16 protein-coding genes are annotated in these 24,009 nt (G+C 48.0%); all 16 read left to right on the top strand.

The features are described 5' to 3' along the window. Positions 1-139: 139 nt before the first annotated feature. Positions 140-538, top strand: coding sequence for an IS66 family insertion sequence element accessory protein TnpA (gene tnpA / locus BLA28_RS19525; protein WP_071699300.1), 399 nt, complete (start codon positions 140-142; stop codon positions 536-538). Continuing rightward, positions 532-882, top strand: a complete 351-nt coding sequence (gene tnpB, locus BLA28_RS19520; protein ID WP_278336441.1) for an IS66 family insertion sequence element accessory protein TnpB — start codon at positions 532-534, stop codon at positions 880-882. Before tnpA ends, tnpB begins: the two co-directional genes overlap by 7 nt. A 294-nt stretch (positions 883-1,176) precedes the next feature. Beyond that, positions 1,177-2,853 carry an IS66 family transposase gene (gene tnpC / locus BLA28_RS19515; protein ID WP_143131507.1) on the top strand — a complete coding sequence of 559 codons (1,677 nt, stop codon included), beginning with the start codon at positions 1,177-1,179 and terminating at the stop codon, positions 2,851-2,853. A 182-nt stretch (positions 2,854-3,035) separates the two neighbouring features. Then, positions 3,036-4,094: a GNAT family N-acetyltransferase gene (locus BLA28_RS19510; protein WP_081365632.1), complete on the top strand. Its 1,059-nt coding sequence runs from the start codon at positions 3,036-3,038 to the stop codon at positions 4,092-4,094. Next, positions 4,061-5,032 carry a serine hydrolase domain-containing protein gene (locus tag BLA28_RS19505; protein WP_071699297.1) on the top strand — a complete coding sequence of 324 codons (972 nt, stop codon included), beginning with the start codon at positions 4,061-4,063 and terminating at the stop codon, positions 5,030-5,032. Before BLA28_RS19510 ends, BLA28_RS19505 begins: the two co-directional genes overlap by 34 nt. A gap of 81 nt (positions 5,033-5,113) precedes the next feature. Next, complete coding sequence (locus BLA28_RS19500) at positions 5,114-5,989, top strand: AraC family transcriptional regulator (protein WP_071699296.1); 876 nt, start codon at positions 5,114-5,116, stop codon at positions 5,987-5,989. Between the two features lie 307 nt (positions 5,990-6,296). After that, positions 6,297-7,919, top strand: a complete 1,623-nt coding sequence (locus BLA28_RS19495; protein ID WP_169897274.1) for an extracellular solute-binding protein — start codon at positions 6,297-6,299, stop codon at positions 7,917-7,919. A 102-nt stretch (positions 7,920-8,021) separates the two neighbouring features. Beyond that, entirely contained in the window at positions 8,022-8,999 is a 978-nt protein-coding gene (locus BLA28_RS19490) for an ABC transporter permease (protein WP_069157668.1), read from the top strand. A gap of 10 nt (positions 9,000-9,009) precedes the next feature. Next, positions 9,010-9,921 carry a carbohydrate ABC transporter permease gene (locus tag BLA28_RS19485; RefSeq protein ID WP_069157667.1) on the top strand — a complete coding sequence of 304 codons (912 nt, stop codon included), beginning with the start codon at positions 9,010-9,012 and terminating at the stop codon, positions 9,919-9,921. A 568-nt stretch (positions 9,922-10,489) separates the two neighbouring features. Further along, entirely contained in the window at positions 10,490-12,532 is a 2,043-nt protein-coding gene (locus tag BLA28_RS19480) for a family 78 glycoside hydrolase catalytic domain (protein WP_169897273.1), read from the top strand. 228 nt (positions 12,533-12,760) lie between these two features. After that, positions 12,761-15,058, top strand: a complete 2,298-nt coding sequence (locus BLA28_RS19475) for a family 78 glycoside hydrolase catalytic domain (protein WP_169897272.1) — start codon at positions 12,761-12,763, stop codon at positions 15,056-15,058. Positions 15,059-15,501: 443 nt separating this feature from the next. Beyond that, complete coding sequence (locus BLA28_RS19470; RefSeq protein ID WP_069157664.1) at positions 15,502-17,691, top strand: helix-turn-helix domain-containing protein; 2,190 nt, start codon at positions 15,502-15,504, stop codon at positions 17,689-17,691. 63 nt (positions 17,692-17,754) lie between these two features. Continuing rightward, positions 17,755-18,936 carry a serine hydrolase domain-containing protein gene (locus tag BLA28_RS19465; RefSeq protein WP_069157663.1) on the top strand — a complete coding sequence of 394 codons (1,182 nt, stop codon included), beginning with the start codon at positions 17,755-17,757 and terminating at the stop codon, positions 18,934-18,936. A gap of 34 nt (positions 18,937-18,970) precedes the next feature. After that, the gene (locus BLA28_RS19460; RefSeq protein ID WP_069157952.1) at positions 18,971-22,060 is read left to right on the top strand and encodes an alpha-mannosidase; all 3,090 of its coding nucleotides are present in this window, start codon (positions 18,971-18,973) and stop codon (positions 22,058-22,060) included. A gap of 328 nt (positions 22,061-22,388) precedes the next feature. Continuing rightward, positions 22,389-23,171: a DeoR/GlpR family DNA-binding transcription regulator gene (locus tag BLA28_RS19455; RefSeq protein ID WP_069157662.1), complete on the top strand. Its 783-nt coding sequence runs from the start codon at positions 22,389-22,391 to the stop codon at positions 23,169-23,171. Between the two features lie 3 nt (positions 23,172-23,174). Continuing rightward, positions 23,175-23,807: an AAA family ATPase gene (locus tag BLA28_RS19450; RefSeq protein ID WP_069157661.1), complete on the top strand. Its 633-nt coding sequence runs from the start codon at positions 23,175-23,177 to the stop codon at positions 23,805-23,807. Positions 23,808-24,009 lie beyond the last annotated feature (202 nt).

The raw sequence follows: 24,009 nt of genomic DNA, 5'->3' as shown, positions 1-24,009 counted from the left end.
ATGAGATAATCTATTTACATGAAGTAAATGAATCAGGATCTAGAGTTAATTATTGATTGAGCTTTTCACTATAAATATATATTTCCTGAGCTTGAACTTTTTACTTCACAGTCTATCAAGAAATGGAGCTAGTACCCCAATGGGATATCCTCAAAACTTAACAGTCTCAGAACGCCGCTGGTTCGATCTGATCCAGCAGTGTCGCACAAGTGGAAAATCCGATGCACAATGGATGCAGGAACACAAAATAAAATCACCTACTTTTTACTATCACGTAAAACAGCTTCGAAAGAAAGCCTGTGACATTCCTGAAAATAGTTTTTCCAGACAGAGGAATGATGTCCAAGAAGTTGTCCCATTGTTTATGGATGATGTTCCTTCTATCATGACTAACAATAATCCATCAGCATCCTCCAGTATTACAGATAACACTGTAGCTGTTCGCCTAAGCATTCAGGGAATAACCGTTGAGATTGCCAATAGTGCAACACAGGAATTAATCAAAAATACCATATCTGCGTTGCCGTTCCTGTGCTAGGTGATGTTTCCGGAATTGCCAAGATTTACCTGGTAACAGGAAAAACTGATATGAGACGCAGCATAGACGGCCTCATGACAATTATCCGGGACACTTATCAGATGGATCCTTATGCAAATGCACTGTATCTGTTTTGTGGTAAGCGGTGTAACACCATCAAGGCATTGTATTTCGACAAGGATGGGTTTTGCTTAATCTATAAACGCCTGGACAGTGAGGGCAGGTTTCAATGGCCTCGAAATGCTGCTGAGGTAAAAGCAATTACAAGACAGGAGTTTCGATGGCTGAGAAGGGCTGTCCATAGAACAGCCAAAAGCAATCCGTCCTGTACCAAAAAACAGTAACAAAGTCTTCTGATTTGTGCATTATAGAGAAAATAAAAAACTTATGGGCCCTCGATTTTATCAACTAATTGTGGTTGTCCACATCAATACCCTGAACCGGAAACTTATCCGTGTATTGCCTTCTGTTTCAGGACATTGATGTGGATAACACTTCCACAAATGCTGTGAAACCAGTGATTTTACACTGTTTCCCAGTAAGTCATACACCGTCAAAATGACCCTATGTGATATCGCCGTCATTTGTCAAACCCCTTGATTTTAGGTATGATGAAAGAAAAAATCAGGAGGTACGAGATGTCAGCACAAAGTGAAAATGAACTCTTAAAAATGGTTATCGAGACACAGGCATCTCGTATTAAGGATCAGGAAGAAACCATCAAGGAATTAAGAACCATGATTGATGAGTTACATAGCCTGAAAGCAAATCTTGAGGAAACCTTAAGTGAATTCAGACGACAATTCTTCGGTGTGAAAAGTGAGAGAACTTCCAACAAAGAAGAAACAGTGGAATCTGATGATAAAAAGGAATCTATTTGGGGAAAAAGCTATACGAGAGACCGTAAGCCAAAAGCTACAAGAGATGAACTTTATGGTAATCTTCCTGTAAAAGAAATCATCTGTCCAGTACCGGAAGCAGAACGTTTCTCTGAATGGTGCAACTCAGAAATGATTCCCATGAAGCCTACCTTCGTCAGGGAAGAAATCCGTATTACTCCTGCTATTGTTGAAAGAGTACGATATATGCAGGAGGTACTGATCTGTCCTGCGTGTAAAAAGGATCACGATGGCAGTTTCAAAAAAGGAGAAGTACCAAGTGCATTCATTCCACACAGCCCTGCCTCTGCTTCTGCAGTAGTCTTTGTTATGCTCAGCAAGTGCTTTATGGGGCTTCCTTATTACAGACAGGAATCCGTATTTACGCAACTGGGAGCAAAAATCCCAAGAGAAACCCTTGCTAACTGGTGTATTATCGTAGCTGAGAATTATCTATTCCCTATCTATGATCTTATTCATAGGGAACTGATCAAGCGTGAAGTAATACACGCTGACGAGACTACCTGTCAGGTACTTCGTGAAGAAGGAAAGGAAGCACAGTCTACATCTTATATGTGGATTTACACTTCCGGCACAGATGGCTTACCTAAAATCGTCTTGTATGAATATCAGCCAGGGCGGGGAGGTATTCATCCACAGGAATTTTTAGAAGGATTCCATGGATTACTCCAGTGCGATGGGTATCAAGGCTACAATAAGGTAATTGATGTATTGCTTGCATGTTGCATGGCCCACTGCAGAAGAAAGTTCTATGAAGCGCTGCCTGCAGAAAAGAAGAAAACTATGAAGCTGCTGGATATCAATTCACCAATAGCCATCAAAGAGCCTGATATTCCACAGGATAATCTTGAGAAGTACATTCCGGCAGAAGTAGGAGTTGCTTATTGTAATAAACTCTTCTATCTGGAACGGGAATTTAAGGATTTATCGCCTGAGGAACGAAAAGCAAAACGGTTCGAGAAGGAAGTTCCAGTATGGGATAATTTCTGGAAATGGCTTGACTCCTTAAACACTACCAAGAGTAGTAAACTGTCTAAAGCGGTGAACTATGCCCAAAATCACAGGGATAGTCTATGCACTTATCTGCAGGATGGGTGCTGCGAATTATCTAACAACACAGCAGAACGGATGGCAAAATCTTATGCAATCGGAAGAAAGGCTTCCCTATTTCATGCATCAGTCGCAGGTGCAAATGAAAGTGCCATCATATATAGTCTCGTAGAGACTGCAAAAGCAAACAATCTGAACGTGTTCCAATATATCTATACATTGTTGTTGTACATGCCGGGTCACAAAAATAGGCCTGATGGTATGGAACAATTACTGCCATGGAGTGATTTCATAAAAGAGCACTGTTCTGGATTAATAGATGTTGAAACAGTAACGGTTGAAGAACATCCAGCCCTGACTGTTTAAATTTTTTGAACATGTGTAAGCGATGGGGAAAGTCTATGCGCCATGTGATTCACCGCTTACAAAAAATCGACACAAAAGTTCTATCTCTTTCAAACTACTATATTTTAATTACATAATAAAGCATCAAAAGATTACAGAAATACACATTATCAATTCGCAAAAGGATACAGGGGAAAACACACATGAACATAACAGTAAGAAATTACAAACCATTAAGTGACTTCGAACCCATCCATCAATTCTTAATCAAGAATCACCAATACCACAATGCAGACGGCAACTTTTATCCCTCAGAATGGGAATATATGCACACTCACAGCCTTGCCCCATGGCTCCTTTTCCCAAGGATAGGCATTTGGGAAGATAATGGTGAAATTGTAACGGTTGCGACTTTAGAATGGTTCCTGGGTGAATTTATGCTTCAAATCAACCCTGATTACGCATTCCTGAAACCAGAGCTCTTACATTATGCAGAAGAAAATCTGTCAGTAATGAATGCCGATGGAACAAGAACCCTCCGCGTCAGCCGGCTGCATAATACCGACACGGAAATGGAAGAGTTGTTAATCAGGCAGGGATATCACATGGCAGCCGACAGCGATTGGGCCGGTTTTTTTGATCTTTCCGGAGAGGTTCCTCAATGCCCTTTGCCTGAGGGGTTCTCAATCGTCAGCCTTCAGGAAGAAAATGATCTGGAAAAAATCAATCGGGTTATGTGGAGGGGATTCGATCATCCCAATGAACCGGACTGCAGTATTGATACCCGCCGGGTAATGCAGTCCGGCCCTCACTTCCGGCCGGAACTCAATCTTGTGGTAAAGGCTCCGAATGGAGATTATGCCGTTTACTGTGGTATGTGGTATGAACCGGAGTGCAGGGAAGCCTACCTGGAGCCGCTGTGTACCGATCCGGATTATCGAAAAATGGGATTGGCAAAAGCAGCACTATACGAAGCTATGCGCAGAACAAAAGAGTTAGGTGCACTTTCCTGTGTTGCGGGAGGCCAGCCCTTTTACGAAAAGGTAGGATTTGTGCAGGAATATGTAAAGCGGGATTGGGAAAAACATGGTAAAGCCGGCTATTATCCAATTCCCATCCTCATAACACCTCAGCGCACAAAAAGTCAAGCCCTTCTCCTCATTTCCTCCTATAATGAATTCGGCACTGATTATAACCCTATACCGAACGAATCCCATCGGAGGAAACAATGGATAAACAAATCAAGGCCCTTGAAGCTCTGATTACAACCGAATATAGTAATATTACAGGCATTGCAATCAATAAAAACGGCCAAAATATATACGAAGCCTATTTCAACGGCTACACTCCTGACAACACCACCCACGTCATGTCAGTAACCAAAAGCATCTTATCAGCCCTCATCGGCATAGCCATAGATAACAACTATATCAAAAGCCCCGATCAAAAAGTCCTCGACTTTTTCCCCGACTATAAGCTTAAACGCGGAGAAAAAACAATTCAGGATATCACCATAAAAAACCTTCTGACAATGACCGCGCCATACAAATACAAATCGGAGCCCTACACCAAAGTGTATTCCAGCCCCGACTGGGTACAGGCAGCTCTGGACTTATTAGGAGGACGGGCCGGTATCACCGGCGAATTCAAGTATTCCACAGTTGGCGTGCAGATTTTGTCAGGAATTCTCGTAAATGCTACAGGAATGCCGATAGCCGATTTTGCCGCAGAACGGCTTTTTACCCCTCTGGGAATAAAAAAGCCCCGCAATATCGTCCTGCATAATAAAGAAGAACATTTTGCGTTCCTGAAGGAATGCCATCCTACCGGTTGGGTAATAGATCCTAAGGGTGTGAATACCGCAGGATGGGGCCTGTGTCTGAGACCGCGGGATATGGTTAAAATCGGTGAATTATACAGGAACGGCGGTGTATATGATGGCAAAAGGCTGTTATCATCCGCCTGGATTGAAGAGAGTACAAGGGAACAAAGCCGCTGGGGAGAAATGCCTTACGGTTATCTGTGGTGGCTTCTTGAAATCGGCGGAAACCATTGCTATGCAGCCATCGGCGACGCCGGAAATATCATTTTGGTAAATCCCCGGAAGGCGCTGACCGTAGCAGTCACTTCCTGTTTTATACGGAGACAGGTCCCGATAATGGAATTGCTCACAGAACAAATAGTCCCTATATTTGCATAGTCGGCACAGTGTTACAGGAATAGCAGGCACTCATTACTGTAATATTCATGTAATGCTGCTGCAGAAAAGGAGTCAGAGAAAATGGATTGGATCAGCGGAATTCAAAAAGCTGTGGATTATATGGAAGCTCATATCACCGAAGACCTGGATTATAATGAGATTGCGAAGCAGGCCTATTCCTCCCCTTTCCATTTTCAGCGTATTTTCAGTATCCTGTGCGGCTATACGCTGGGAGATTATATCCGCATGCGCCGGCTCACTCTTGCGGGAAATGAGCTTGCTTCTACGAATGCGAAGGTATTGGATATTGCAGTGAAATATGGCTATGATACACAGGAAAGCTTCAGCCGTGCATTCACTCGTTTTCATGGTGTCTCTCCTTCCCAGGTAAGAAACGGGGCCAATCTGAAATCCTTTTCCCGCCTTTTTGTGAAATTAACCATGGACGGAGGTCATATGACGGACTACCGGATTGAAATAAAGGATGCATTCCCAATCGTATGTAGAAAGGTAAGATGTTCCGCCCAAAAGGAGCTGCCCGGCTCGGATCTCGCTCAGTTCTGGCAGCAGTGCGGGGCGGACGGGACGATTGAGACGCTGGCCAGATATATCCCGGAGGATAACATTTTCGGGAAGTGTATCGTCGGCGCCAGTTTTGGAAAGGATGCGGCTGACAGCAATTATCCCTATGCCATTGGCGGTTATTATAATGGAGAACCGGTTGCGGAACCGGATTTGACCGTAGAGGAAATACCGGCGCATACCTATGCCGTGTTCCGGTGTGAGGGGAAAATGCCGGAGGCGTTTACCAGGCTGTACCATCAGGTAAGCAGTGAGTTTTTTCCGGCGAGCGAATACCAGCCCTGCGGCGGTACGGATTTTGAAGTGTATCCCTCTCCTGATGTGGACGATCCCGGCTATACCTGTGAGATATGGATTGCAGTAGAGAAAAAATAAAACATATAACTTTAAGTCCAGCCTTTAAACCGGCTGGGCTTTTTTCATGGGATGCCAGGACATCGTTCAATTCCATAATTACTCAAAACCATCCCGCAGGGTGCAATATTTCCATAAAGAGATGGAAATATTGTACTGTCCGATTTTCCTGAATCGCAGAAATGCCCTGTTTTCAAGGGTTTCAGAAGGCACATATTTCCAATAAAAGAAAAGAGTTATGTCCTTGTTATATATAGAAAGGATTCCTATAATGAACCTTGCAAAGAAAATTTGCCAGATATTCCAATGTATAGGAGGAAAAGGGTCTATGAAGAAAAAAGTGTTGGCAGTACTGCTTGCTTCTGCAATGGTGGCGTCACTGGCGTCCGGCTGCGGAAACAAGGCATCGGAAACTACGGGAACCACCACTACGGAATCAGCCGGGACGACGGAAACGGCTTCTGCAGCGGCGGTGCCCGAGGAAGCGGCAGGGGAATCAGAAGGGATAACCTTCCCGCTTGCGGAGACAAAGAATTTTTCCATGTTATGTATTATTAATGGTGATACACCCATGGATGAGGTGGATGCATTCAAGCATCTGAATGAACAGAGCAATATTACCTTTGATGTAAACAGTATTCCTCAGGAGGATGCGTCGGAAAAAGAAGGGCTTATCCTTTCCGCAGGAGATTACCCGGATGTCTTTATTTTCTCAAGTCTGAAGAAAAATGATATTGATAAGTACGGAGCCGAGGGTGTGTTTGTCCCTCTGGAAGATTATATCAGAACCTATGCGCCCAATCTTACAAGCCTGCTGGATGAAAGAGAGCTGTGGCCTTACATAACCGCACCGGATGGCCATGTATATGAAATGCCCGCGCTGAATACCGGAGCGGAGCTGGAAGCCGGTTTCCATATTTGGCTGAACTATCAGTGGCTGGATAATCTGGGATTGTCGGAGCCTAAGAACCTGGATGAATTTCATGAGGTGTTAACTGCATTTAAGGAGCAGGATGCCAATGGAAACGGGGATCCTAATGATGAAATTCCTCTTTCAGTACCGGATGGCATGTCTTATCTGAGGAATTACCTTCCTTATTTTGGATATAACCTGGATTCGGATACCTGGCTTGCCATTCAGGACGGGAAGCTTGTATATATCCCTACAGAGGAAGGCTACAAAGAATTTTTAAGATATTTTACTGACCTTTATAAGGAAGGGCTTCTTGACCCTGCCAGTTTTACCCAGAATTATGATCAGATTGCGGCAATGGGAAGCTCCGGGGATGTGCTGGGATGCTTCAGCGCTCTTGCATCCTTCCAGTTTGCAGGCCGCGATCAGGACGAAGAATACCAGACGCTTACCCCTTTTGCAGGTCAGGTTTATCCACAGTCCACAGGTATTATGCACGGCAGCATGATGATTACGGATGCCTGTGACGATCCGGCAACACTGGTCGCCTGGGCGGATCAGCTTTACACTCAGGAAGGCGGAGAATTATATTGGCTCGGTGTGGAAGGAAATTCCTATGTGGATAATGGGGACGGAACCTGGTCCTGGAATATCGGGGGACCTATCGGTGACGATATTGCAACGGTACGTGAAAAAGGAACCTTGAAATATCAGACAGCCTTCCCTGGTATCCAGCCTGATTTCTGGTTTACCGGAATTACGGACCCTGATGAATCCTATCTGATTACACAGCGTGCGAAAATGCTGGATTATGGCGAGCTCACACTTCCTGCCATGACTTATACTACAGAAGAAACAGAAACCATAGCATCTTTAAAAGCAGATCTTGACAGCTACATCAACCAGTATGGCGCACAGGTAATTACCGGGGCTATCGATCTGGATGACAGCTGGGATGATTATGTATCCACAATGAATACGATGGGAGCATCTGAATTGTTTGAAATTTATCAGAATGCTTTCAGCAATGCAAAATAGGCAGGCTGTAAATAAAAATGCTGAAGCTAAGAGGAAAGCCGTTTCACCGCGGCTTCCTCTTAGCTTGAAAAAGCCGGAACACATGGAAGGGGATGCACGGACGTGAATAAATTACCTGTCTCAGGCACGAAAGGGAAGGAGAAAAATCTCCGCCCGGAGCTGGTGAGGCCCTTGCGGCTCAGGCTCATAGATGATTTTAAAAAGAACTGGATTCTGTATTTGATGATTCTGCCGGTTCTCATGTACTTTATTGTTTTTGCATATGCCCCCATGAGCGGCGTGATATTGGCATTTAAAGACTTTAAAGTAAAGCTTGGTATTTTTGGAAGCCCCTGGGTAGGGCTTAAATATTTCGAAAGGTTTTTCGGAAGCTTCAATTTTTCCCTGTTATTGAAAAATACAATTGGAATCAGTCTGTATACGCTGCTGATTGGTTTTCCGATTCCCATTATATTCGCACTTCTTTTAAATTATTTAAGGCTCAAGCATCTGAAAAAAACGCTGCAGATGGTTTCTTACGCTCCTTATTTTATTTCCACGGTAGTTATCTGCGGTATGATCGCTATTTTTATGGATAAAAATACGGGGATTTTCAATCAGATCATTGTTGCGCTGGGAGGGGAAGCCCAGGATTTTCTGAGCAAGCCTCAGTATTTTAAGAGTATCTATGTGTGGAGCGGTGTGTGGCAGGGCATGGGGTACAGCTCTATCATATATATTTCGGCCTTATCCGGTGTGGATCCGGCTTTGCATGAAGCGGCGATTATGGACGGCGCCACAAAGGTACAGAGGATTCTGCACATTGATCTTCCGGGTATCAAGTCCACCATTATCATGCTGCTTATTCTGCAGATGGGATCTTTAATGAACGTGGGATTTGAAAAGGTCTTCCTGCTGCAGAACGATTTGAATATGAGCGCCTCCGATGTTATCAATACCTATGTGTACCGGGTCGGCCTGGTTCAGAATAATTACAGCTATTCCACGGCGGTGGGGCTGTTTAATTCCGTGATTAATATGGCGCTGGTCATCGCGGCGAATCAATTATCAAAAAAACTTGCCAATGAAAGCTTGTGGTAAAGGAGCAGGTATGGATAAAATAAGATCAGTTAAAAAAAGAAAGATAGATCCGGATAAGGTATTTGATATTGTCAACCTGCTTATCATGCTGGTGCTGCTGGTGATTTTTGTGTGGCCGCTCTGGTTTGTGCTGATCGCTTCGATCAGTGACCCTTCGGAGGTATGGCAGGGGCATGTGGTTCTTTTTCCCAGGGGAATTACGCTGGCTGCCTATGAGGAAGTCATAAAGTATAAAACGATCTGGACGGGGTATGCGAATACCATTCTTTATACAGTACTGGGCACCGCCATCAATATGGTTCTGACCGTGTGCGGTGCTTATCCGCTTTCACGGAAGGATTTTGTGCCGAAGAAGTTTTTCATGCTTCTTTTTATGGTGACCATGTATTTCAGCGGAGGGCTGATTCCCACTTACCTGGTGGTGAATAAACTGCATCTGATAGATACGATATGGGCGATGGTGATTCCCAATGCGGTTTCCGTTTTCAATATTATTATCACCAGGACCTATTTTATAAACAGTATACCGGATGAACTGCTGGAGGCGGCGCAGCTGGACGGGGCCAACACGGCGCAGTATCTGATGAAGGTGGTTCTTCCGCTGTCAAAGCCCATACTGGCGGTCATCACGCTTTTTTATGCTGTGGGACACTGGAATGATTTCTATTCCGCGCTGATTTATATTAATTCCCAGCAGCTTCTGCCGCTGCAGTCCATTTTAAGAAAGCTGCTGCTTTCCACACAGATGACTCTGCAGATAACCAGCTCCATGAGTCCGGATGAAATCATGAGGAAGACGCAGCTGGCGCAGACGCTGAAGTACAGCTCCATTATTGTATCCACGGTTCCGGTTTTATGCCTCTATCCGCTGGTGCAGAAGCATTTTGTCAAAGGAATCATGATTGGCTCGGTGAAGGGATGAGCGTACCCCTGCCGCGCCGCCCGGCCCCTGCCTGCTTGCCTCCGGTTCCGTGCTCCGCCGCATTGCCTGGCCCTTTGTGTGCCGCTCAGCTTCGGCCAGGCAGTATCCCCTTCTGGGGCACGCTTTCGCTCGGATAAAAACGCAGCGGTACTAAGATTGCAGAGGACGCAATCTTGTACCGTGTTGTATGAATATCACAGTAATGAGTACTCGCTATTCCTGCCAGCACCGCGTTGTCGTCGGTCAACGATGCCACCGCATCGCCTCCCTTCTCCGCCTTGCGCTGACAGGAATATCAAGCACTCATTACTGTAATATTCATACAACACGGTACAAGGACCGGCGTTTTTATACGGCCCCTTCAGGGGATACTGCCTGGCCGAAGCCGGCGCGTGCGGAACGCAAAGAGCAGGATGGCATGGCGGAGGACGGAACCGGAGGCAAGCAGGCAGGGGCCGGGCGGCGCGGCAGGGGTACTGGAGAAGGAGGGAAAGAAAAGATGAAAAATGAGCATTGGATACAGGGGGATAATTTGTGTGAGGCTCCGCTTTTCAGGAGGAGTTTCTTTTTGGAGGAGATTCCGGGGGAGGCGAAGATTGAGATCTGCGGGCTGGGGTATTTTCTGCTATATGTGAATGGGGAACGGGTGGGGGATCAGGAGTTTATTCCTGCTGTGACGAATTATTCTTCGGTGCTTGGCTGTGATACGACTTATCCGGTGTGGGAGGAACGTACCGGGTATCGTTGTCTGTTTGTGACGTTTGATTTGCTTCCTTTTTTGAAAAAGGGAGAGAATGTTATTGGGGTTCAGCTTGGGAATGGCTGGTATCATCAGACGAAACGGGTGGATGAGGGGAAATTTATTTTTGGATTTCCTAAACTGCGGTATGAATTGACGATGCTTCAGGAGAATGGAGAAGAAATTTTCCTGGAGAGCGATCCGGAAACTCTTTGGAAGCCGGGGGAAGTGACGGAAAATAATTTGTTTTGCGGGGAGACGCTGGATCTCAGGCTGGTGCAGGAGGACTGGTGCAGGGAAGGTGCCGATTTATCGGAGTGGAAACCGGCGCGGCCTGCTCATGCACCGGAGGCGGTGCTCACGGAGCAGACGTGTCCCGGGGACAGGGTATTGCGGAGTATGGAACCGGTGCTGCTGGAAAAGAACGGTGACAGGAAGCTGTATGATTGCGGGGAAAATATTGCCGGATGGGTTTCGATCCGCTGTATGGGGAAGGAAGGAGAAAAAATACGGGTAAGGTATAGTGAGGAGCTTGACGGGAGCGGGCATGGGCTGGATTTCCTGTCTGCAGGAGGGAATAGGCAGATCCAGGAGGATTGTTATATCTGTAACGGCTCTTCTATGACAGTACATCCTAAATTCTGCTGGCACGGCTTCCGGTATTTTGAAGTGGAGGGGCCGGGGGAGGCGGTAAGCGCGTCGGTGGTGTGCTCGGATGTTTCGGTGCTGTCTTCCTTCCGATGCTCGGATCCTGTTTTAAACTGGCTTTATGATGCTTACATAAGAACCCAGATCAATAATTTTCATAACGGTATCCCTTCCGACTGTCCGCACCGGGAGCGGCTGGGGTATACGGGGGACGGCCAGCTGACATCGGAAACCGCCATGCTGCTGCTTGATAGCGGAAAGCTTTATGAAAAATGGTATCAGGACATCCTGGACAGCCAGGGAGCCGATACGGGACACATCCCGCATACGGCGCCGTTTCTTGGCGGAGGAGGCGGGCCGGGAGGCTGGGGCGGCGCGGTCTATGTCATCCCCATGAATTATTACCGGGTATACGGGGACAGCAGCTTATTGGAGAAAGGCTATCCGGCAATCGTCCGCTGGCTGGAATACATGAATACCCGCTGTGAAAACGGCCTGGTTGTCCGGGAAGAGGAAGGCGGCTGGTGCCTGGGCGAATGGTGTGCCCCGGAATCGGAGCCGGAGATGATACCGGCGGCATTTGTAAATACGTATTATTATATACAGGGACTGCAGGAAACGAAAGAAGCCGCGCGGATTCTGCATCAGAAGGAACCGGAATGGCTGGAGGAACGTCTCCGTCAGGCCAGGGATGCGGTGGTAAATACTTATTTTGACAGACAGACGGAAGATTTCTGCGGCGGAATCGGGGCCGCCAATGCATTCGCCTTAAATCTGGGACTTGGAACGGCCCGGACAAAGGAAAATCTGATTACGAAATATAAAGAACTGGGAAGGCTGGATACCGGTATCTTCGGAACTCCGGTTTTAGTGGAACGGCTTTTCCGGGAGGGAGAAGCGGATCTGGCGTTTACTATGCTTGCCAACCGCAGCAGGATTTCCTTTGCAGAGATGATGAAAAACGGCGCAACCACCTTATGGGAAAAATGGGAGGGAAGTGATTCCCATGATCATCCCATGTTCGGGAGCGTGGTGAAGCTGCTGTTTACCGAAATCCTCGGCATCAGGCAGAAGGAAGGCAGCTGCGGATATACTGACCTTTTTGTAGATCCGGCGGATATAAAAGCTCTGACATGGGCGGAAGGTTTCCTGCGGACCAGCGCCGGTACAGTTTCCGTTTCATGGAAAAGAGATGCGGAAGGATGTATCATAGTAAATAAATAAGAAGGAAGAGAAAAGTGAGAAGTGTGAAAAGAAAATCTAAGCCGGCAAAATACGCTGCCTAAGATTTTCTATGTTTCACACGGAAGAATGCCAAGGACAGGCATTCTTCTCACAGATTGTTTATGCCGCCGCAGGCGGCATGTCTGGAAGTTTGGAAGAAAGACACTTCCAAACGATTTATCAGAGCAGTATCGCAGACAGGCCTGCGATATGCAGGGGGGTATAAGTATGAATTTTCCACAGCAGTTTATCAGTGCATCAACGGATTACGCGGATTTTGACCATCAGGTACCCGCACCCTATATCCGAAAGAAATTTACCCTGGACGCAGCGCCCCGGAGGGCGGAGCTGCTCATTACCGGGCTGGGCTTTTACCAGGTATTTATCAACGGAACCGAAATCACCAAATCCATACTTGCGCCATACATCAGTAACCCGGACGACGTTATCTATTATGATCGCTATGACACACTCCCCTATTTAACCAGGGGAGACAATGTAATAGGCATCATCCTCGGAAACGGCATGCAGAACGCCTATGGCGGTTTTGTATGGGATTTTGACAAAGCCAGATGGCGAAGCGCCCCCATGACGGCCCTGCGCATGGACATGACACTGGACAACGGCGAATGCCTTACCATAGAAAGCGACACCACCTTCCGCACACATCCCTCACCGCTTTTGGAAAATGAACTCAGAAGCGGCGACTGTTATGACGCAAGACTTTCCATTGACGACTGGTGTTCCCCTTCCTTTTCGGATGCGGCATGGAACCCGGCTCTCAAAGTGACCCCTCCCCGCGGAGAAATGCGTTTATGCCAGGCATCACCCATTAAAACCTACGAACGCAGAAAAGCCATTTCCATCATACCCTATGAAGACGGTTACCTCTATGATTTCGGCACAGACACCGCAGGAGTATGCGAACTCAGAATAAAGGGAAAACCGGGCCAGAAAATACAGATATCCTATGCCGAATGGTACCATGACGGCATTCTGGAAAAAAAGAACCTTATGTTCCCCGAATATGACTTCCCATACACCGACCGGGTACAGAACAGCACCTACATATGCCGCGGAGACAAGGAAGAGACCTACATCCCCTCCTTTACCTACTACGGCTTCCGATACGCCTATATAAAAGGAATTGAAAAGGACCAGGCCCTCCCCGATCTCCTGACATACCATGTCATGGGCGGAGACTTTCAGGAAATCGGAAGCTTTTCCTGCTCCGACCCCATAGCCAACGAACTGCAGGCAATGACAAGAAACGCCACAATCTCCAACTTTTTCTGGTTCCCCACAGACTGTCCCCACCGCGAAAAAAACGGATGGACAGGAGACGCCGCCCTGTCGGCCGAACACATGCTGATGAACCTCGCCGCAGAAGACTCCCTCCGGGAATGGCTTCATAACGTGGAACTCTCCCAGGCCCCCGACGGCAGCCTCCCCGGAATCGTCCCCACCGCAGGCTGGGGCTTCGGCTGCGGCCCCGCCTGGGATCAGGTCATCACAGAAATCCCATTTTACCTGCTGAAACTCCGCGGAGACCTGCAAACAGCCGAAGAAGCCACCCCTTTTATCTTCCGCTACCTCTTTTACCTCTCCGGAATCAGAAATGAAAAAGGACTCATCGACACAGGCCTCGGCGACTGGTGCGAAACCGGAAAAAGCGGAGGAGGCCACAAAGCCCCCGTTGAAGTCACCTCCACCGCCACAGCCGTCCACCTCCTGGAAGAAGCCAAATACCTGTTCAAACGACTGAACAGAAAACCCGAATACCACTACGCAGACACCCTCATGACCCAACTCAAAAAGTCCTTCCGGAAATACCTCATTGACTTCTCCACCATGACAGCCGCAGGCGCCTGCCAGACATCCCAGGCCATGGCGATCCACTACGGCCTGTTCAAAAAAGCCGAACGCCCCGCCGCCTTCACCCGCCTCCTCCAGCTGATCCACCAGGCCGGCAACCACATAAACGCAGGAGCCCTTGGCCTCCGTGTCCTCTTTCACGTACTCTCGGACCACGGCCACGCCGACCTTGCCTACCAAATGATTACCACAAAAGACTACCCGTCCTACGCCAACTGGATAACCAGAGGAGCCACCTCCCTATGGGAAGATTTCCTCCCCCCCGAAGCCCAGCCCCATTCCCAAAACCACCACTTCTTCGGAGACATCAGCAGCTGGTTCATCCGCGCAATAACAGGAATCAACCCCAACCCCCACCTGGATGACCCCGACTACATCCTCCTGGCCCCCAACTTCATCCAGCCCCTCACCCAAGCCCAGGCCGCCTACCAGGCGCCTTCCGGCAAACTAACAATAAAATGGCACCGAACACCCCCAACAGATCCCCAAAATCCCCACCCCTCCGCCCCACCCGACACAATCCAACTAAACATCCAGCCCCCCCCACAACTAAAAGGCACCATCCGCCTCCCCCAATCCTGGCAATTCGAAGACGGCTTCCCCCAAAAGCCCCTCCTTCCAGGCACCTATACATGCAGATACACCCCCTAACCCCCACAAAAGCTTTACCCCCGGATTATAGCCCCAAAAAATGACAACCGCCTTCCTCCATTCCTTTACAAACCCCTGCCTGCTAACCTATAATCACACTATACCACTATCACTTTTTTGCCCTAACTACAGCCTTCCATCCCCCCAGGCCCGCTGCGGCTGCATCCCTTCTGCCCGCCCGGCGTTTCCCGGCGCGTAGGTCCGGCCCCTATGGGGAACCTGTAAGGGGCGTCATAAACTCGCCGGTCCTTGGGTTGCGTTTTTTGCAACCCTAGTACCGCTGCGTGTTTATCCGAGCGAAAGCGTCCCCTCTAAGGTCCCCATAGGGGCCGGACCTACGCGCCGGGAAACACCGGGCCAGGCAGAAGGGATGCAGCCGCAGCGGGCCGCACTCCGCACAACAAATAAAAAGTTCCGACAATCAATGAAATGAGGGAAGCCGCATGGAGAAAATCAGGAAACGTTTTGAAAAAATCAACTACCACACCCTATTGAAATACTTCCTATCCTATTTTTTCCTCCTCAGCTTCCTTCTGCTCTGCTTTTTCATAGCATTCAGAAACCAGCTGAGGACAGCCTACTCCACAAGCAGGGATACCAGCATACAGGAAAAGCTCATCCTTTTTCAGCAGAGCTTCAATAATGATTTGGATCACGTATTCAATATCCATTACAACCTCAGCAATAATTCCAATCTGAAAATGCTGCGCCATTCCCCCGGATCCACCTGGTACAGCTCCTTAAGCATCAGTGACATGCGTGAATTTGTCAGTGCCAATCCTCTCGTATCCGATATCGTTTATATCCAGAATAACGGAGGAAATATCCTGGCCTGCAAAAACTATATCTACCAGTCAAAAGGGGAGTACTATTTTTCTCTGAACCAGAAAACACTGAAAATTCCGGTGGGAAGATACGGCCATGATAATAAGAACTCCATTGTTTATGTGAAAAATCAGGATCTTTCCCTGTTGCTGCTGTTTCCCAGCGTATCAAACAAAAAATATGAATTATTCTACATAATCGATGCCGACGAGATCATCACGAGGTTTAATAACATGCTGTCTGAGGAAATTTCAGGGGTATATCTCACGGATGGGGAAAACAATATCATTTCCGCATCCGGTGAACAGCGTGTGATCCCGCTTGCGGGGCAGATGAATCTGTTCGGCCTGCAGAAAAACGACGAAGGGGATGAAATCATCTATACCCTCCCCCTGCATTCCAATTTATATTTAACCGTATGCTTTTCCAAGGATATCCTGCTTCAATATGCAAGCAAGGCCTTTATCAACATGTATATGGTTTTTGCCGCAGCAGGCTGCGTGGGGCTGCTGCTTATCCTGTTTGGTATGCGGCTCACCTATTCCCCGCTGCATCGGCTGAGCAAGAAGTTTATCGGTGCGGATAATGACAGCAGGGGATTGGTGTCTCAGCTGGATTCCGCTTTCTCATCGGCACTTCTGGAGCAGAAGAAGCTGCAGGAAAAGATTGACAAATACCACAGTATAATGAAGGAGTCCGTTCTTGACACCATTGTAAATGAAAACGGAGAAGAGATAACATCGGAAAATATGGACAGACTTTTCAACGGGGAACCGGGCAGCTTAATGTTTGTAATCAAAATATCTTCTCCGGAAAACGGAGAAGGGATGGACTATGTAACCAGGAACTTCCGGAACTTCTTCCTGCGGACCTTTCCCAATAATGATTCCTTCTGCATCCGGCTGGAAATGACGGCGGAATACTGTTCTTACCTGATTTATTACGGCGGTCAGGATCAGGATAAGATAAATGTATTAAAATACCTTCTGAATGATTATTATAAAGATTCCGGCTGCAGAATTGCGCTGAGCAACGGCTCATCCTCGCCGCTGGACATTCCGAACCTGTATGCGAATGCGATGCAGGCCGGCAATTACGGGGGAACCTGTGAGATCGCTTTTTTCGACGAAATGGATGTGCAGGGCGACAGTACCTATAAATATCCGTACCAGGAACTGAGCAGCTTCGCTTCCCTTCTGAACCAGCTGAAATTCCAGGAGGCAGGAACCGCTGTCCGGCAATTTTTCCATACCCTGGATCAGTCGGATTTCCCTGCATTTTATTCCCGAAGCGTGCTTACGGAGGTGTTGACGACGATCATAACCAGCATGAACCAGCAGAATATCAAATTCAGCGCTTATAATAATATTTATTTTGAGACGCTTTATTATATCAGAAGCTTTACGTATGAACAGAAAAGCGAAGATATCCGGAACCATTTTATGCTGCTGTTAACTCTGTTTGAGAATGAGCTGTCAAACCTGACAATCAAGAGCGGTGAACTGCAGGAATTTATCGAACAGTCCTATACATCCACGGATTTATCCATTGCGATGATGGCAGAAAAATTTCATGTCAGCATTGCCTATATGAGTTATTTATGCAAAAAGTATTTCAATGAAAATTTTTCGGACTACCTTTGGAATCTGCGTGTCCATAAGTCGAAGGAGCTGCTGCGGAATACCTCAAAGCCTATCGAGGAAATCTGTCTGGAGGTAGGATACGAAAATGTCTCCAGCTTTCGGAGAAAATTCAAAAAAGAACTGGGCATAACACCTTCTCAGTACAGAAACGGTGTTGAGGAATAGAAAAGGCAGCGGGAGGACGAAAGAGCGCCGGGATAAAAAAGAACATAAGGAAAGAGGCAGACAATGAGTAAATTAACAGAAGAATGGAGCGATATCTTAAAAGAAGCGGTAGACAGGCAGGAAGTGGGAGGCGTAAGCCTGCTGTTTCTGAAGGATGGAAAAGAGGTCTGCTGGCTTGGAGAAGGATATGCGGACCGGGAAAATAAAATAACAATTGCCAGGGATACCATTTCCCGTTTATACTCTATGACGAAGCCTGTTACTGCCGCCGCAGCCATGCTGCTGGCGGAGAGCGGGGAATTGGAGCTGGATACGCCGGTAGGCGAGTATCTGCCCGGCTTCAAAAATTCCAGGGTCTGGTGCGGGGATCATTCGGAACCGGCGTACAGGCCGATACTTATTTCCGATCTCCTCACGATGACTTCCGGCCTGACCTATGGGGACGACGATACGGTCACGGAGCTGGCAACAAGGAAGCTGCTGGCGGAAGCCGAGGAAAGGCTGAAGGGGGATAACCCCATGACAACCCTTGAATTTGCGGAACGGGCGGGAGAGATTCCCCTGCTTTTTCAGCCGGGCTCATCCTGGAAATATGGGATCTCCGCGGATATTTTGGGAGCTGTTATAGAAAAGGCGGCACATAAAACCTTCGGGGAATTCCTGGAGGAGAAAATATTTGCCCCTCTGGGAATGAAGGATACCGGTTTTTTTGTTCCGGAAGAAAAACAGCGGCGGCTGGCAAAAGCGTATGAACGGATGGAGGATAACAGCCTCGTGCCCTATGAGGGAAGCTTCCTCGGAATAAGGAACCGGATGGACAGACCCGCCGCCTATGAATCCGGCGGGGCGGGACTGGTATCGACCATTGAGGATTATGCCCTCTTTGCCGGGATGCTTCTGGAAAAAGGAAGCGGTAACGGAACCCGGATTCTGAAGCCGGAATCCGTGGAACAGATGATGACAGTGGGGCTGACACAGCCGCAGCAGGCGGCTTTTGAGCGCTGGTTCGGGCAGAAGGGGTATGACTACGGCTGGCTTATGCGGGTTTTGAAGGAGCCGTCCATGGCGGCTTCACCCGGCCTGAGGGGAGAATACTGCTGGGATGGCTGGCTTGGCTGCTGTTTTTTTAATTATCCGCGGGAAAAGATGACTCTGCTGATCATGCAGCAGCAGAAAAACGGGGGAGATGTGGTAGGAAAGGTAAAAAGGGCGCTTGTACGGCATATGGCCGGACAGCCGTCTTAGAAATAATAAAAAGGAAAGAAAAAGGAGAGGAAGCATGTTTTTTGAAAAGGAAAAATTCAGACAGCGCGCCGCAGAACTGGAAGGGCGCAGATGGACCGGGATGCAGAGCGTAGACTGGTTTTACACAAAGGAAGGAGGGCTTGATGCTGATGAAGTGTATACAAGCTGTCCGGAAGCTTTTGCCGGTGATAAAATCCGGCTGGGGGATGAATTTGCAGGCCGCGACCGCTATATCTGGCTGCAGAGGGAAATTACAATACCCGAAGAAAAAGAAGGCTGCAAGGTCATGGGGTATTTTAATTTCGGCAGGACAGGAGGAGGCGGAAACAGCGGTTTTGAGGCCCTTCTGTACATAAACGGGCAGCCCTTTCAGGGAGTGGACACCAACCACCGTGAAGTGGTGCTTACGCCTTTTGCCGGACAGACGGTTCTTATGACCTTCCTGCTCTGGTCGGGACTGGAAGGCGGCGGCCCCGTCCGTACCCAGTATCACCGGATTGCGGAAGCACAGATCGGCTATCTGGATAACAATCTGGATGAGCTTTACTATCTGGCCTCCGCCGCTGCGGAAAGCCTTACCTATCTTGCCGAGGACAGTACGGACCGGACTGAGCTTGCCAGGGCACTGGACGCAACGATGGCTATTCTGGACTGGGATAAAGACCGCCTGCCGGAGACAGGGGCCGAAGCTTTGGCTTTTCTGAAGGCAGCGCTGGACGGCATGCCCAAAAACAGCGCGGTTACTGTATATGCCACAGGCCATACCCATATCGATGTGTCCTGGCTGTGGCGGTTAAAGCATACCCGCGAGAAGGCGCAGCGCTCCTTTGCCACGGTCCTTCGGCTTATGGAGGAGTATCCGGAATATCATTTCCTGCAGACACAGCCTCAGCTATATAAATTCCTGAAAAAAGACAGCCCTGAAATATATGAGGGCATTAAGCAGCGTGTAGAGGAAGGCCGCTGGGAGGCGGACGGCGGCATGTGGCTGGAAGCGGACTGCAACGTGACCTCCGGGGAAAGCCTTGCCCGTCAGTTCCTGTACGGGATCCGTTTTATCGAAGAAGAATTCGGAAAAAAATGCCATTTCCTGTGGCTGCCTGACGTGTTCGGCTACAGCTGGGCACTTCCTCAGATTATGAAGCTGTGCGGCCTGGATACCTTTATGACAACGAAAATCAGCTGGAACCAGTATAATACCGTACCCAACGACCTGTTCCGGTGGCGCGGGATCGACGGGACGGAAATGCTGACATATTTTGTGGACGTACCTTCCCCCGGCATGTCCGTAACGGGCAGAGGCTCTACCTACAATGGAGAAATCACTCCCGAAACCATTATCGGCACCTGGCGTAAATTCAAAAATAAAGATCTGAGCCGGGAGGTTCTCATTTCCTATGGACACGGAGACGGAGGCGGCGGAACCACGAGAAGCATGATTGAAAATATCCGGGCGATTAACCGTATCCCCGGCATGCCGAATATCAAAACCGCAAATGCCCAGGAATTTTTTGAAAAAATCCATGAAAACGTGGAGAAAACGGATCGCTATGTACCCCTTTGGGACGGGGAGCTCTATCTGGAATACCACAGGGGGACCTATACCTCCCAGGCCCGCAACAAGCGCAATAACCGGAAGATGGAAAATGCCCTGGGACAGCTGGAATGGCTTTCCGTGCTTTCCGGCCTTGCCGGCGGAACGTATCAGGCAGAGCGCATGCATGACTGCTGGGAAACCGTTCTGCGGGATCAGTTCCATGATATTATTCCCGGTTCTTCCATCCATGAGGTTTATGAGGATACCGCCAGGGAATACGAAACGCTCTGGAACGAAGTGGGCGACATGCAGAAGGAGGCGGCCGATGTTTTATGCCGCACGGCGGAAGACAGCTGGAGCCTGATGCGCTTTGCGGATATTGACTGCAAAGAAACGGTGGTGATTCCGGAGGACAGAGACGGTATTTTCACCGATGAAGACGGTGCGGTTCTGCCTGCGCAGAAGATTTCCGAAGGCTGGCTGGTGGAAACGGAAATAAAACCGTTATCCGCTTCCGTTATCCGGTTTACCCGGGAAAAGACACAGGAACCGGACAGCCCCTTTGCCCTGGATTTGGGAAAACGCTGCCTGGATACGCCTTATTACAGAATCGAATGGGAAGAGGGCGGAGCCTTTACCGGCCTCTGGGATAAAGAAAACAGCAGGCAGGTGTTAAAAGGAAAGGGCAATATACTGCGTATCTATGAAGATAAGCCTATGAACTATGATGCCTGGGATATTGACATTTACTATACACAGAAGCATGAGGATATTCCGGCATGTGATATCCGCTGCCTGGAGGACGGGCCGCTGCGCATGGTAATCCGCTTTGTTTACCGTTACCGCGCATCGGAAATAGAGCAGGACATGATTGTTTATGCCGATAACCGCCGGATTGATTTTGTCACGAAGGCTGACTGGCATGAGGACCACCGTCTGCTGAAGACACTGTTTGAGGTGGATATCCGCGCAACCAAGGCTTCCTATGATATCCAGTATGGCTTCGTGGAACGGCCCACCCACTGGAATACCAGCTGGGATTGGGCACGGTTTGAGGTCTGCGGGCATAAGTGGGCCGATCTGTCTGAGAGCAATTACGGGGTAAGCCTGCTCAATGACTGTAAATATGGCTATGGCATCAAAGACAATGTGATGGGGCTTTCTCTGCAAAAGAGCGCCAAATCCCCGGATACCGAAGCGGATATGGGCGAGCATTTCTTTACCTACGCACTTCTTCCCCATGCGGGCGGCCTGGGAGAAGAAACCTTTACCCAGGGCATTCTGCTGAACCAGCCGGCGCTGTGCATAGCCGGTGCCGTAAAGGAACAGGTGGGCAGATTCATAAAGAAGAACAGCGATGCGGTGAAAATTGATGCGGTGAAACAGGCGGAGGACGGTGACGGCTTCGTGGTTCATATGCATGAGATCACAGGCGGCCGGGCGTCGGTTGAGATTACTTCCGATTATCCAGTCCGTGCATACGCGGCCTGCAATCTTCTGGAAGAATATGACGGAAAGACAGAAGGAAATACGATCCATGCGGATTTCGGGCCTTTTGAAATCAAGTGCTTCAGAATCTGGATATGAGTAAAATAACAGGGAACGGGCGGAAATGGCTGTGAAAACAGTCGTTCCGCCCGGTTTTTTATTGAAAATATGGCTGGTTTGCAGGGCTGGGATAAATGGTAACAGGCATTTGTTTTCCGGTGAAAATGGAGACAGAGGATTGTTATTTGTATAAAAAAAGAGTACAATAAATTATAGATAAGAAAAAACAAGAATAAATAAGAAAATGAGTAAGAAGACGTATGTAAATAGATAAATACAGGTTAATTAAGAAAACATAGATAAACAGGAAAATATAGGTCAACAGGAAAATATAGGTCAACAGGAAAAGATAAGAGGGGGAAGCATCATGTTTATGGAAGAAAGGCAGAAAGATATTGTACGAAGGCTGAATGAAACAGGCAGGATTATCGTATCTGAAATCCAGGAAATCTACGGGGTATCCGCGGACTGTGCCAGAAGAGATTTAAGGGAACTGGAAAGAAAAGGACTGCTCCGGAGGACCCATGGCGGGGCTCTGCCGGCGGAGCCGAAAGGCATTTACCCGGAGAAAACCTATACCCCAAAAGATCTGCCGGAGGTGAGAAAGAATTATCTGATCGTGGCAAAAAAGGCATTGGAATATATCGGACAGCAGGAAGTAGTATATATCACAACCTCCTCCGTAGGCTATTATATGGCGCTTAATATACCGGACAGCCTGCAGGTTACCGTGCTGACAAATTCAGTGACCATAGCGGATGTTTTACGGAAAAAGGAATGCTGTAAGGTTATTTTTTTAGGAGGGGAAATGTCTTCGCGCGGGCACTGCCATGACTATTACACCGTCCGGATGGTAAAAAATATCCGGATCGACAAAGCATTTTTATCCCATACAGCCTTTTCCCTGGACTTCGGAGCTTCTATCCATGACAGCGCAGGCGTGGAATTCGGGAAAGCGGTTATGGAGAGCAGCACCATGAATATCGGCGTATATCCTTCGGAAAAAATAGGAAAAACCTCCATTCATTCCGTTTGTAAAGCGTCGGATTATGACCTGCTGATAACCGATGCAGACGTTTCACAGGATTTTCTGACACAGGCGGAGGAGATGGGGCTTGCCTGTGATGTGGCGGACGAAAAGGAGGACTAAAAAATGTACTGTATTCTTGTAACAGGCATTCCCGCTTCGGGAAAGAGTACTATGGCCCGGTTCCTGGCAGAAGCCTTCGGCCTGCCCGTGATTTCGAAGGACAGGATCAAGGAATGCATGTATGATACGATTGGCTTTCGGTCGAGAGAAGAGAAGGTGAAGCTGGGGATTGCCAGCATGCAGATCATGTATGATTTGGCGGAAGAACTTATGAAAAGCGCCCGGCCTTTTATCCTGGAAAATAATTTTGAGAATGTGTCAAAAGAGGGTCTGCTCACCATTCTGGAAAAATATGAATATGAGGCGATTACGGTCACTTTAACAGGGGATTATAAGATTATATATCAGAGGTTTTTGGAAAGGAACCGCGATCCCGGGAGGCATCCGGGCCATGTGGTGAATGACTGTTACCCGGGCAGCAAAGAAATAAACAGCCCGGTACAGATATCCTATGAGCGTTTTGTGGAAGGGATTACGCAGAGGGGGATGGATTCTTTTACGGCAAATGGTCCGCAGGTAATTTTGGATACAACCGATTTCGGGAGACTGGACAGAGAGGATTTGGTGCGGAGGATACAAGATATTGTTCAGGCTGTACCGTCTATTTGCAGCACTCTGTCGGAGACGTTAAAGTGAGGAGCTGCCCTGTGCCGAAGAAGGCTTAAATACGCGAATGCTGTTACTATACATACCCGCAGAGGGGATGATAGCAGATACGGGAGGTCAATATTTAAACTAACATCCACTTTCTGAAATTAACATCCACTTTGCGTAAAGAAAATTTCAAAAAGTGGGTGCATTTTTCCCTCAATGAGTGTAAAATTAGGATAGAACCGTT

Origin of the sequence: Eisenbergiella tayi (assembly GCF_001881565.1) — a bacterium.
Taxonomy (GTDB): Bacteria; Bacillota; Clostridia; order Lachnospirales; family Lachnospiraceae; genus Eisenbergiella; species Eisenbergiella tayi.
The sequence above is the reverse complement of the archived record's forward strand: the minus strand, read 5'-3'. Positions and strand labels throughout refer to the sequence as shown.